At 69.0% G+C, this 12,489-nt stretch carries 10 protein-coding genes; 3 read left to right on the top strand and 7 right to left on the bottom strand.

Annotated features, from left to right (window positions below):
* Positions 1-16: 16 nt before the first annotated feature.
* Both HUA75_RS06155 and HUA75_RS06150 read right to left on the bottom strand, forming a co-directional pair.
* Positions 17-766 carry a YebC/PmpR family DNA-binding transcriptional regulator gene (locus HUA75_RS06155; protein ID WP_141643500.1) on the bottom strand — a complete coding sequence of 250 codons (750 nt, stop codon included), beginning with the start codon at positions 764-766 and terminating at the stop codon, positions 17-19.
* Positions 767-823: 57 nt separating this feature from the next.
* Positions 824-1,936 (bottom strand): PleD family two-component system response regulator, encoded by a 1,113-nt coding sequence (locus HUA75_RS06150; protein WP_217445908.1) that lies wholly within the window; start codon positions 1,934-1,936, stop codon positions 824-826.
* Positions 1,937-2,041: 105 nt separating this feature from the next.
* On the opposite strand from HUA75_RS06150, the gene HUA75_RS06145 reads away from it, so the two are divergent.
* On the top strand, positions 2,042-2,755 hold the full coding sequence (locus HUA75_RS06145) for a hypothetical protein (RefSeq protein ID WP_174485777.1): 714 nt from the start codon (positions 2,042-2,044) through the stop codon (positions 2,753-2,755).
* Position 2,756: 1 nt separating this feature from the next.
* Here the strand turns inward: HUA75_RS06145 and HUA75_RS06140 are convergent, their stop codons facing one another.
* From HUA75_RS06140 to mutM, 3 genes are all read right to left on the bottom strand, one after another.
* Entirely contained in the window at positions 2,757-4,130 is a 1,374-nt protein-coding gene (locus tag HUA75_RS06140) for a sigma-54 dependent transcriptional regulator (RefSeq protein ID WP_174485776.1), read from the bottom strand.
* 8 nt (positions 4,131-4,138) lie between these two features.
* On the bottom strand, positions 4,139-4,381 hold the full coding sequence (locus HUA75_RS06135) for a hypothetical protein (protein ID WP_141643496.1): 243 nt from the start codon (positions 4,379-4,381) through the stop codon (positions 4,139-4,141).
* A gap of 460 nt (positions 4,382-4,841) precedes the next feature.
* Complete coding sequence (gene mutM / locus HUA75_RS06130) at positions 4,842-5,696, bottom strand: bifunctional DNA-formamidopyrimidine glycosylase/DNA-(apurinic or apyrimidinic site) lyase (RefSeq protein WP_141643532.1); 855 nt, start codon at positions 5,694-5,696, stop codon at positions 4,842-4,844.
* 394 nt (positions 5,697-6,090) lie between these two features.
* Between mutM and HUA75_RS06125 the strand changes: the two genes are divergently transcribed.
* Positions 6,091-7,959, top strand: a complete 1,869-nt coding sequence (locus HUA75_RS06125; RefSeq protein ID WP_254627370.1) for a S8 family serine peptidase — start codon at positions 6,091-6,093, stop codon at positions 7,957-7,959.
* Between the two features lie 190 nt (positions 7,960-8,149).
* On the opposite strand, the gene rtcA is transcribed toward HUA75_RS06125, so the two are convergent.
* The gene (gene rtcA, locus HUA75_RS06120; RefSeq protein WP_174485775.1) at positions 8,150-9,166 is read right to left on the bottom strand and encodes an RNA 3'-terminal phosphate cyclase; all 1,017 of its coding nucleotides are present in this window, start codon (positions 9,164-9,166) and stop codon (positions 8,150-8,152) included.
* Between the two features lie 186 nt (positions 9,167-9,352).
* The gene (locus tag HUA75_RS06115) at positions 9,353-10,588 is read right to left on the bottom strand and encodes an RtcB family protein (RefSeq protein WP_141643494.1); all 1,236 of its coding nucleotides are present in this window, start codon (positions 10,586-10,588) and stop codon (positions 9,353-9,355) included.
* A 144-nt stretch (positions 10,589-10,732) separates the two neighbouring features.
* On the opposite strand from HUA75_RS06115, the gene rtcR reads away from it, so the two are divergent.
* A complete protein-coding gene (rtcR, locus tag HUA75_RS06110; protein ID WP_174485774.1) occupies positions 10,733-12,379 on the top strand; it encodes an RNA repair transcriptional activator RtcR in 1,647 nt (548 codons plus the stop codon).
* Positions 12,380-12,489: the final 110 nt, after the last annotated feature.

Raw genomic sequence — 12,489 nt, 5'->3', positions numbered from 1 at the left:
TCCGTTCGCCCCGCCGCTACTGCGACAGGGACTCCATCAGGGACTCGTCGATCTCGAAGTTCGCGTGGACGTTCTGCACGTCATCGTTGTCCTCGAGCGCGTCCATCAGCTTGAGCATCTTCTTCGCATTATCGCCGTCGAGCTGGACGGTATTCTGCGGCAGGTACGCCCACTTCTGCTCGCCCACCGGCAGGCCCCCGGACTCCAGGCCCGTGGCCACCGTATGCAGGTCCACCGGCGCGGTGCGAACTTCAAAGCCGTCCGCGCCCTGGGGCACGACGTCCTCGGCGCCCGCTTCCAGCGCCTTCTCCAGCACCGCGTCCTCCTCGGGGCCGGGCTTGACGGTGACGATTCCCTTCTTCTGGAACATCCAGGCCACCGCGCCCTCGGCGCCCAGGTTGCCGCCGTGGTGACCGAACGTCGAGCGCACGTCGGCCGAGGTGCGGTTGCGGTTGTCGGTGACGCACTCGACGAGGACGGCCACGCCGCCGGGGCCGTAGCCTTCGTACATCACCTCTTCGTAGCGCTCCCCTTCCAGCTCGCCGGTGCCCTTCTTGATGGCACGCTCGACGGTGTCCTTGGGGATGTTGGCTTCACGGGCCAGGCCCAGCGCCACACGCAGACGCGGATTGCCAGCGGGGTCGCCTCCCCCGAGTCGCGCGGAGACGGTGATCTCCTTCACGACCTTCGAGTAGAGCTTGCCCTTGGTCGCGCCCATCGCGGCCTTCTGGCGCTTGATCTTCGACCACCGATTGTGACCGGACATGGAAGGTGTCGCCTCTGGGCGGCCTTGTCTCCCAGCCCGGGGCGCGGAGTCAAACCCTCAGTCCGCATCTCCTCGCGACACCCCGGGCACCGGGTCCACCGAGGGCACAGGCTCGAAGAAGCCAGGCACTCCCGAGCCTCCGCGCGCCCGCTCCCGCTCCTCGATGAAACACGCGGGCACCAGCACGCCCAGCGCGAACAGGCGCGTGGATGCCTCGTACGCCACCGCCTCCGGGTAGAGGCACTCCAGCAGCACGGCGCGCACCGTGCGTCGCCCATCGAACAGACGCACCACCTCGCCCACGTCCTCGGGCAGCGCGGGCAGCTCCTCCGCCAGCCGCGCGAAGTCCACCGTCAGCCGCGAGGCCAGCGGCAGGCCGCGCGCCCTCAGCGCCTCGAAGCGCTCCAGCGCAGGTAACACCGTCTCGCACAGGTGCGCGCGGTCCATGGTGAACGAGCCCTTGTGCAATTCGGGCCCCAGGGCCACCGCGTACGCGCCGCTGGCGAAGCCCAGCAGCCGGCGAAACGCGAGGCTGCCGCGCTCACCATGAAACATGGCGTCCACCACCAGGCCATGGCGGAAGGAGAACCAGCCCTCGCCCTCCGCGAGGACGAGCCGCCCGGAGCGCACGCCCGCCAGCAGCGCCCGTGTCACCCTCGGCAGGGCCAGCCTCGCGGTATGTGACTCGAACGTCGCCGCGCCCGTCGCATACCCCGACTTGAGCCGCGCGAGCGACACCACGTCCTCCACGTCCAACGGGCGCGTCAGGTAGTCGTCCGCGCCCACGCCACCGGCCAGGTCGCGGTGGAAATCCTCCTCGCGCCGCGCCAGCAACAACACCGGCAGGTGCGCGGTGCGCACGTCCGCGCGAATCTGTCCGCACAGACTGAAACCATCGCCATCCGGCAGCTCCACGTCCGCGATGACCAGCCTCGGCAAGGGGCCGTCTGGAGCCAGCGCATCCAGCGCCGCCTGCGCCCCACCCACCAGCAGCGCCTCGAAGCCCGCCTCCACCAGCGCCGCCGCCAGCGCCGACTGCGCGCCCGCGTCCGAGTCCACCAGCAGCACCCGCGCCCGACTCCGCCCCCCTCGACGACGCGCGCCAACCTCCGACGGCACCGACGCCGTCGGGTCATTGCGCGCGGAGAGCTGTGTAAGCGCGGGAGTCATGGATACCGAATTATTCCAGCGAAGCTTGATAGATTGGCAACCTGGACACAAGTCCTCGGAATCGTTGAGTTTCGGTAACAAACAGGTCGCGGTAGGGTGCGCGGCATGACGCGCTCGGTCTCTTCCTGGCTCCTGGTGTCCGCGCTGTTGCTGACCTCCGCTTCCGCCGCCCAGCAGGCGACGGCCGCGCAACCCGGAGAGGAGGGGCGCGTCACCGTCGAGCAGGCGCCCGTCTCGTCCGAGGAGGATCCGCTCGGGGCGGTGATTGCGCCGGTGACGCTGCCGGCCGGGACGACAGCGCTGTACGGCTACGCGGGGGCGCCGGAGATTGGCGTGGGGTTTCGCCAGGGCATCTCCAGCTTCGAGTTGGAGGCGCGAGCGCGGCTCAACTGGTTCCAGCTGTCCGCCGCGCTAGAGCTGGTGGGGCGGCTGAAGGTGCTGGAGCGGGGCTCGGTGTCGCTGGCGCCGACGCTGGGGCTGGGCGTGGTGTTCAACTCAGGCTCCACGTACATGGACGACCAGAACTTCTCGGGCGTGATGCTGCGACTGTCTCCGGGGCTCATCGCCGGCTGGCGGGTGGCCGAGACGGTGACAATCCTGGGGCTGGTGGACCTGCCCCTGGACATCGGCATCTCGAAGTCAAAGTCGTTGCGCTTCCAGGCGCTCGGCGGTGGCGGCGTCGAGGTGTACCTGGGCAACAACGTGTCCGTGCTGATCGCGGGGCAGCTGGGCACGGAGACCTTCCAGGAGCGCGCGGGCCTCTCCGACACGAGGCTGGGCTGGGCACTGAAGGCGGGCCTGGGCGCACGCCTCTTCTGACTCACGTCAGCCCGAAGCGCTCCAGCTTCTTGAGCAGGCCCTGTCGCGACAGTCCCAGGGCCTCCGCGGAGTGCGTGCGGTTGCCACCGAAGCGTTTCAGCGCGTCCTCGATTTCGCGGCGCTCCAGCGCCTCCACCTTGGCTGCCAGCGTGGTGGCGCCCGGGGTGCTCGCGCGAGGACGCTCGCTGCCGGTGAAGGACAGGTCCTCGGGCTGAAGCTCGCGGCGCTCTCCGGCCAACACCGTCGCGCGCTGCATCTCGTGACGAAGCTCGCGCAGGTTGCCCGGCCAACCGTGCGCGGCGAGCGACTCCGCGGCGGCATCCGACAGCAACCTCGCCCGGCCATCCGGACACAGGTGCGCGCACTGGTTGAGGAAGTGCTTGGCCAGGAGCGGCAGGTCCGAGGCGCGCTCGCGCAGCGGCGGCAGGCGGAGCTCCACGCCCTTGACGCGCCAGTAGAGGTCCTCGCGAAAGGCACCCTCCTGGAGCATGCGTCCCAGGTCTCGATGGGTCGCCGAGACGAGGCGCACGTCCACGTGCACGGGCAGGTCCGCGCCCACCGGCAGGATGTCTCCTGTCTCCAGCGCGCGCAGCACCTTCACCTGGAGCGACGGCGTCATGTCCCCCAGCTCGTCCAGGAACAGGGTGCCTCCGTCCGCCTCCGCGAAGAGACCCCGATGGTCTCGGGTCGCACCGGTGAAGCTGCCCTTCACGTGGCCGAAGAGCGCGCTCTCCAGCAAGGTCTCCGGCAGCGCGCCGCAGTTGACGGGGATGAAGGGGCCCGCATGGCGCCGACTCTTCTGGTGCACCATGCGCGCGAGCAGCTCCTTGCCGGTGCCATTCTCGCCGGTGACGAGCACGGGCAAGTCACTGGCGGCCACGCGCTCCGCCAGGGAGAGGGCGGCGAGGAACGAAGCGCTCTGCCCCACCATGGCCGCGTCGCCCGCGGCCCGCTCCAGGGACGTGCGCAGCGCCTCCACCTGGCGCTCCAGCGCCACACGGGCCAGCGCTCGCTGCACGACGACGAGCAGCACGTCCGGGTCCACGGGCTTGGTGAGGAAGTCGTACGCGCCCAGGCGAATCGCCTCCAGCGAGTGGCGCGTATCGCCCACCCCGGACACGACGATGACCTTGGTGCCCGGCCGAGCGTCGAGCAACGCCGCCAGTCCCGCCAGGCCCGAGGAGACACTGCCATCCGGAGGCAGCATCAAGTCGAGCAGGACGAGAGGAAAGGGCCTCGCGTCGAAGGCGGCGCGGGCGGAGGGACGGTCCGCTGCCTCCACCACCTCATAGCCCGCGTCGCGCAGCAGGCTGCCGTAGACCTTGCGAAAGGCGGCGTCGTCGTCGACGAGCAACAGCGGAGGGGCGGAAGCCATGTGTGGACTCAGTCCGGAAGAGGGGCCTGTCGCGGTGTGCCCAGAATCTCCAGGGTGCGCAGCGCCACCTGGATGAGCGTCTGGGCGCACGGCTCACAGCCGCCGCCACAGCACCGGGGCCAGCGGCCCTCGGGGTTGCGCAGCAGAGGGCGCACACAGGACTGGTAGTAGCTGGGCAGGCCCAGCTCCTCACTGGCGCGGGCCAGCGCGGAGTCGAGCGGCGACGGTGTGGACTCGGTGACGTCGGACACACCTGCTTCATAACAGCGGAGCGGTGGGGAGTGCAGCTGGGGCCGCGCACGTCCAAGGCGCCTCTTCCGCGCGAGAGAAGCGGCGCCGATGGCCCCCAGCGAGTCTTCTGGGGATACACTCGCAAGGAGACCGCTCAAGCCGATTCGGTTCACGCCCCATGAGTCGACCTACGCAAGAAACCCTCACGGAGGAGGGACTCACCGAGCTCGCCTTCAGGGAGCTGCGCCTGAGTCGCCATCAGTGGCTCATCGAAGTGATCCTTCTCCGTGACTGGGTGGGATTGAAGGTTCGGCGCCCTGGCCGTGTCGCGGAGCGGAGCACTGCCTTCACACGGAAGACGACAGCCACAGAGCGGACGCGGGCCTTCCTGGAGCAGGCCAGGTCCGCCGTGGCGGAGCTGTCATCCGACCCCGAATGACCGACTCGCGCCGCAGGCTCTGCCACACCGTGGCCCCAGTGTCACAGCAACACCCCCTGCGTCGGTCCCGAGGGTGCCCCTGACTCGGGTTGACACCGGACGCACCAATGCGTGTTCCGGCCGCCGACCCGAGCGTGGGTAATCGGCGTGCCGCAACTGGGACACGGCGCGCCGGTGCGCTCGAAGACATTGCGCCGGTGCTTCGCCTGTCCCTTCACGCCGAACAAATCCCGCTGCGTGCCCCGGAGCGACAGCCCCTCTTCGAGCACCACGCGCATGGCACGATGCAACCGCATCACTTCGTCACGAGAGAGGGAAGCCGCCAGGCGACGCGGATCCAACCCCGCCTTCCACAGGCTCTCGTCCGCGTCCCGATTCCCCAGCCCCGCGACGACACGCTGATTGAGCAGCACCGTCTTGAGCGGGCTTCTGCGACGTGACAACCGACGCGCCAGGTGGTCCGAGGTGAAGTCGTCGTCGAGCACCTCCGGTCCCAGCTCCTCGAGCTTCAGACGCGAGGTCAGCTCGGCGGTGCGGGCCACCGCCACACGCGCATACCCCAGCGTGTCCGTGAGCCAGAGCGCCTCCTCCCCATCAAGTGTCATGACAACCAGACTCTCGGGTGGCGACTCACTTCCCACGGGCCGCAGCGACAACGTGCCCCAGAGCATGAAGTGCAACGCGAGCGTCTGTCCGTCGTCCAGCGACAGCAGGATGAACTTCGCCCGACGACGCGCACCGGTAATGCACCGACCCCGCAGCGAGGCGATGAACTCCGGCGGCGACGGGAAACGAACCGCCTCCGGGAGGAGCACTTCGACGTCAGTGATTCGGCGCCCCACGACTGCCTGTCGCAAGTCCCGGGCGATGATTTCGACTTCGGGAACCTCGGCCATCTTGGGTTGATGCCTCCGCGCATCCCCTGTCGCGCGGCCAAGGCCCCGAGCCAGCCAGGACCGCTTCATTCCCGCATGCCCGGCAGGGCTTCAGGCGAGCGCGTCCCCTGGGCGCAAGCGCTCACTCACCACCCCAGGAGGCTGGGAAATGCGAGCCACGCGACACCGAGGATGTCTCATTTCACGACTGACGCGTCAGTGTTCACCACGAGCCCCAGGAATGACGCGTCCATTCGGGATGACGCATGTCGCGCCAGGCGTGAGCACGCGCCAAGCACTCACAATCCCTCGCACGCGAAACCGCGCGCCGCATGGCCCGGGACTTGGAATGCGGAGTCTCCGCGCGAGCGCGGCTCGGCTCGCGTCAACCCGCACCCCATTGGATTGACTCGCCATGCTGCTCTCGTTTCGACAGGCATCCTCGCGTCTCATGCTGGGGGCCATGCTGGTCACCGGCACCCAGTTCCACGACTGTGACCCATCGCCGCCCACCCATCCACCGCCCCCCATCGTCCGTCCCGCCAACGCCATCGCGGGCCAATACCTCTTCTTCTTCGACCCAACCCTGGTGACACCCGACCAGGTCCAAACCGTGGCGCAATACCTGACGCAACGCTTCGGTGGCACCATCCTCGCCTACTTCGACGCGGGCTCACTCGGCTTCTCGGCCAACGGATTGACCGACGCCTCCGCCACCGTCATCGCCAGCGACCTGCGCGTCATCGCGCTCGGCCAGGATGGCTATGTCGACGTGGAGGCCGTGCAGACCAATGCGCCCTGGGGCCTGGACCGGCTCGACTCCCATCCTCTGGCGTTGGACCAGCGCTACGAGCAGACCACCACCGGCCAGGGCGTGCACGTGTACGTCCTCGACACCGGCATCCGAGCGTCACACGCGGACTTCGGAGGCCGTGTCAGTGGAGGCATGACGGCCATCGCGGATGGGAACGGCACCAATGACTGCCAGGGCCACGGCACCCATGTGGCGGGCACCATTGGCGGCATGACGTGGGGCGTCGCCAAGAACAGCCGGCTGCACCCGGTGCGGGTGCTGGCCTGTGACGGCCGAGGCAGCTACAGCGGCATCATCAACGGCATCAACTGGGTGACCAAGAACCACCAGAAGCCGGCGGTGGCGAACATGAGCCTCGGCGGTGGCGCCTACTCCCTGCTGGACGACGCCGTGCGGGCCTCCATCAACGCGGGCATCACGTATGTCCTCGCGGCCGGCAACAGCGATGCGGATGCCTGTCAGTCGAGTCCGGCCCGCACGCCAGAGGCCCTCACGGTGGCGGCCTCCGACATCCAGGACCGGCGCGCCACGTTCTCCAACTGGGGTGCGTGCGTGGACCTCTTCGCGCCCGGCGTGGGCATCCGGTCCACGAGCAACACGTCCGACACCGGAACGCGGGACCTCAGCGGCACCTCCATGGCGTCGCCCCATGTCGCGGGCGTGGCCGCGCTCTATCTGGAGAAGAACCCCACCGCGACACCCACGCAGGTGTCGCAGGCCGTGCTGAATGGAGGCACGGCGAACGTCATCCAGGACGTGAAGGGCTCGCCCAACAAGATGCTGTATTCGCTCATCGTCCCGCCCGACTCGGAATACGTGGTCATCCCGGCGCCGCCGCAGACGACGCCCAAGCAGGTCGCCGTGGGCGCGTCGAACATCGTCTGGCTGCTGGACACCACGGGGCGACACTGGAAGTGGGATGGCTCGACGTGGGTCAATCAGAGCTGCTGCGTCACCGAACTGGCCGCCGCGGCCGATGGCGAACTGTGGGCCACCAACCCTCCGGACGGCATGCGGGTGTTGCGGTGGGACGGCACGCGGTGGACCTTCAACATCCCGGCTGGGATGAAGCAGGTCACCATCGCCAATGCGAACACGGTGTGGGGCCTGGGCAATGACAACACCCTGTACCAATACACCGGCTCCGCCTGGTCCCCGAAGCGCTGCTGCGTGGAGCACATCTCCGTCGGCACCGATGGCGAGCTGTGGGCCACCAATCCTCCGGATGGCCTGCGCGTGCTGCGCTGGAACGGCACCGAGTGGACGTTCAACATCCCGCCCGGGATGAACTACGTCTCCGTCGGCAGCGCGTCCGTCATCTGGGCCCTGAACCCCGCGGGCAATGTCTTCCAGTGGAGCGGCTCCGCCTGGACGCCCAGGACCGGCACCTTGAAACAAATCTCGGCGGCCTCGGACGGCACCGTCTGGGGCATCTCGAGTCAGAACGAAATCGTCCGCCGACGCCCCTGACGCATCGGGCCCCCCGGGTGAGTCACCGACACCCGGGGTGCCCTTCCCCAGGAGTCCGCGTGGGCGGCCTTCACCGACATGGAGCTCCTCTCCCAGAGTCAGGAGCGCTGCCACGGCGTCGGCATCACTCACGTGACACGCGCGTCCTCCAGGTGCGGCCGGAACCTGGAGGACGCCCTCGACAGAGGGCTCAGCCGCGCACCACCACCTCGCGCACCTCGCGGGACACCTCGCGTACGTCCACCTGCACGTCGAGGAAGTGCGCCATCGTCTCCAGCTGCGTCACCGAGTGCCCGTCCAGCGGCAGCGTGCGGAACTCCCCCCCCCGCGCCAGCGCGAACAGCAGGAGCAGCTGGTCGCACAGGTGCTCGCCCACCGGGACTTCCGCGTTCAGGTAGCGCTTCACCTCGCCGACCGCTTCCTCCGCCACGACCTCCGCGCGCTTGCCTCGCTCTCCGAAGGCCGTGAAGACCTCGGTGACGTGCTCGCTCTCCACCTCCACCACCAGCGCGTTGCCCGGGCCCGTGGTGCGCTTGAGCTCCTCCACCCGCAGCTCGTCCGGACGCCACTTGAGCAGTGCCCCCGCCGTCTCCATCTCCCGCTTCGCCACATCGAAGGGAATCATCGCCACCACCGCCTTCGCGTCGCGGCGCAGCACCCGCCCCCGCTCCAGCAGCGAGAGGGGCTTCATGGGCGCCGGCCGCACGTCCACGTGGAACTTCCCGCCACCCGCCGGGAAGAAGCCGGGACGCTCCAGCGTCGCCGTGACGGTCGGCCCCAGCTTGCGCAGAATCGGCAGGTACGCCCGGGCGAGGAAGTCGAACGGCGGCGCCGCCGGGTTGTGCGTCCCGCCCTCCAGCCTCAACGTGGACGGCTCCGTCGCGGCCAGCAGCGCGGGCAGCACCGTCTGCAGCACCAGCGTCGCGCTGCCCGCCGTGCCCACCGCGAAGTGATAGTTGCCCGCGGCCAGCGCGCGCGGACGGAACGTCAGCTCCTTCGAGCCCAGCTCCGCGCCGGACACCTCCGCCGCGCCCACCGCCTCCGCGGCCTTCACGCCCGTCAGGTGCTGGCGCAACAGGCCCGGCTTCGCGCGGCCCGCGCGGATGTTCGTCATCGTGAAAGGCGTCCCCGTCACCAGCGACAACGCCAGCGACGTGCGCAGCACCTGGCCGCCGCCCTCTCCCCTTGAACCATCGATGCTCAGCATGTGTCTCGTCTCCTGCTTTTCCCACGCCTCACGGCCCCACCCGGGCATTCTGACACCCTTCCCAAAATAGCGGCGCCCGCTCCCCCACCACTGGCGGCCTTTCGGCCTCTTGGGGGGAACGGGCGCCTCGGTGTCGTCATCCCGGCATGGCCACCTCGCGTGTTGGGGGTTGTCGTGGTCCTTCGGCTACCCCTTCACACAGACGACCTGCTTGAGCGTGTGGACCACTTCGACCAGGTCCGACTGCGCCGCCATCACCGCATCGATGGGCTTGTACGCCGCCGGCGTCTCGTCAATCACGTCCACGTCCTTGCGGCACTCCACGCCCGCCGTCGCCTTCGCGTGGTCCTCCAGCGTGAAGCGCTTCTTCGCCGCCTCACGCGACATCACCCGGCCCGCGCCGTGGCTGCAGGAATGGAAGCTGTCCGCGTTTCCCTTCCCTCGGACGATGTACGAACGCGCCCCCATGCTGCCGGGGATGATGCCGAGGTCACCCTCGCGCGCCCGCACCGCGCCCTTGCGCGTCACGAAGCAGTTCTTCCCGTAGTGGTGCTCACGCGCCACGTAGTTGTGGTGGCAGTTCACCGCCGACTCGGACAGCGAGAACGGAGGCAGCTCACCGCTCAACTGCAGGGCATCCACCGCGCCTCGCAGCATCAGCTCGCGATTCATCGCCGCGTAGTCCTGCGCCCAGCTCACCGCGAAGACGTAGTCATCGAAGTGCTCCGTACCCTCCGGCAGGTACGCCAGGTCCGCGTCGGGGAGGTTGATATGCCAGCGGCGCATGTCCTCCTTCGCCAGCTCGATGAAGTAGCTGCCGATACGGTTACCCACGCCACGCGAACCGGAGTGCAACATCAGCCACACGCCATCCGACTCGTCCAGGCACAGCTCGATGAAGTGGTTACCCGTCCCGAGCGTACCGAGGTGCGCCAGGTCCGGCCCACGGCCGATGCGAGGGTGCTTGGCGACGACGCGGTCATACCCCTCCATCAACCGCGACCACACCTGCTGATGCGAGGCCGGAGCCACGCGCCACGCGCCGACGTCGTTGCGGCCCCCGTTGTCCGAGCGGCCATGCGGCACCGCCCGCTCAATGGCCGAGCGAACCCCACGCAGCGAGTCCGGCAGCTGGTCCGCGCGCAGCGTGGTGCGCACGGCGATCATCCCGCAGCCGATATCCACCCCCACCGCCGCCGGCACCACCGCGCCCACCGTGGGGACGACGCTTCCCACCGTCGCGCCGTAACCGCGGTGCACGTCCGGCATCACCGCCACCCACTTGTGGATGAAGGGCAGGCCGCGCAGGTTCCGGAGCTGCTTCTTGGCCTCGTCCTCGAACGGCACTCCCATCGTCCACGACTTGATGGGGCGACCCGCCTCGTCCGACAGCACCTCGTAGCTCACCTTGTTGCGCTCCATGGCCTTCACCTTTCGGTCGTTCGCCCGGGCTCTGTTTCCCGGGCACGGAGGGACGTAGAGCAGCCGGCGTGCCAACCCTTTCTCCGAGGGAAGCGCCCCGAGGCGGCTGGTCATCCCTATCCCTTGGGATAAAGTCCTATTCGAATGGCGAAGACACGGGCGAAGCAGACGGTGGTCCTGGGGATGCTCGGGACGACGCTGGACACGGGGCAGGGCCCCGGGCGGTGGACGAAGTGGCGGCCCACGGTGGCGCTGTGCCAGCAGGACGACCTCGTCGTTCACCGGCTGGAGCTGCTGCACCCGCCTGGAGCGGCGGCGCTCGCGGGCACGCTGGTGGGCGACATCCGCCAGGTGTCTCCGGAGACGTCCGTGCGCGCCATGCCGCTGGACATCAAGAACCCGTGGGACTTGGAGGAGACCTACGGCGCGCTGCTCGACTACGTGCGCGCCTACCCCTTCAACCCGGAGGAGGAGGACTATCTCGTCCACATCACCACGGGCACGCACATCGCGCAGATCTGCATGTTCCTCCTGGTGGAGAGCCGGCTCATTCCCGGCCGACTGGTGCAGCTCTCACCGGCCGGGCGGGACAGGACGGGCACGGGCGCGGGCACGCACACGCTCATCGACCTGGACCTGTCGCGCTACGACACGCTGGCCACGCGCTTCCAACAGGAGCAACGCGAGGGCCTGTCCTTCCTCAAGGCCGGCATCGACACTCGCAACGCCGCCTTCAACCGCATCATCGAGCGAATCGAGCAGGTGGCCACCCAGTCGCGAGCGCCGCTGCTCATCACCGGCCCCACGGGCGCGGGCAAATCCCAGCTGGCCCGGCGCGTCTACACGCTCAAGAAGACTCGCGGCACCGTCAGCGGGCCGTTCGTGGACCTCAACTGCGCCACCCTGCGCGGTGACGGCGCCATGTCCGCACTCTTCGGCCACGTGAAGGGCTCCTTCACCGGAGCGCTGCAGGACCGGCCCGGCCTGCTGAGACAGGCCCACGGCGGCGTGCTCTTCCTGGACGAGATTGGCGAGCTGGGCGCGGACGAGCAGGCCATGCTGCTGCGCGCGCTGGAGGACAAGCGGTTCCTGCCCGTGGGCTCGGACCGGGAAGTGGAGAGCGACTTCCAGCTCATCGCCGGCACCAACCGGGACCTACAGGGGGACGTCGAGCAGGGGCGCTTCCGAGAGGACCTGCTCGCGCGCATCAACCTGTGGACCTTCCGGCTGCCCGCCCTGCGCGAGCGTCCGGAGGACATCCCGCCCAACCTCCTCTACGAGCTGGACAAGGCGTCGGAGGCGATGGGCGCGCGCATCACTTTCAACAAGGAAGCCCAGGAGCGCTTCCTGCGCTTCGCCACCTCACCCGATGCCCGGTGGTCCGGCAACTTCCGCGACCTCAACGCCGCCGTGCTGCGCATGGCCACGCTCGCGCCCGGAGGCCGTATCACCCGCGACGTGGTCGACGAGGAGCTGGAGCGACTGCGCGCGCAGTGGCGCACGGGAGGCTCGCGCCCCGGGCCTTTGCAGCCCGTGGGCTCCGCAGACCGCGTCGCCGAGGTGCTGGGTGAAGCGCTGGCCCAGGAGCTGGACAGGTTCGACCGCGTGCAGCTCGCGGACGTGCTGGGGGTCTGCCAGGGCGTGCGCTCGCTGTCCGAAGCCGGGCGCGTGCTCTTCTCCCAATCCCGCGCGAGGAAGGCGAGCGTCAATGACGCGGACCGCCTCAAGAAGTACCTCGCGCGCTTCGGCCTCACCTGGGCCGACGTCAGCGGGGCGGCGGGCCCGGACTGACGAAGCCGAGGGCGGCACGGAAAAAAGCACGCCCATGCGTCAAGGGTGGTGACGCTCGGCGTCTTCATCGGTGTTCCACGAAGAAGGGGGGCCGTGAGCCGGACGGGCCT

The sequence above is a fragment of the Myxococcus sp. CA040A genome (genome assembly GCF_013336725.1).
Lineage (GTDB): Bacteria > Myxococcota > Myxococcia > Myxococcales > Myxococcaceae > Myxococcus > Myxococcus llanfairpwllgwyngyllgogerychwyrndrobwllllantysiliogogogochensis.
Note: the sequence above shows the minus strand (reverse complement) of the source record. Positions and strands in the feature narration are given on the sequence as shown.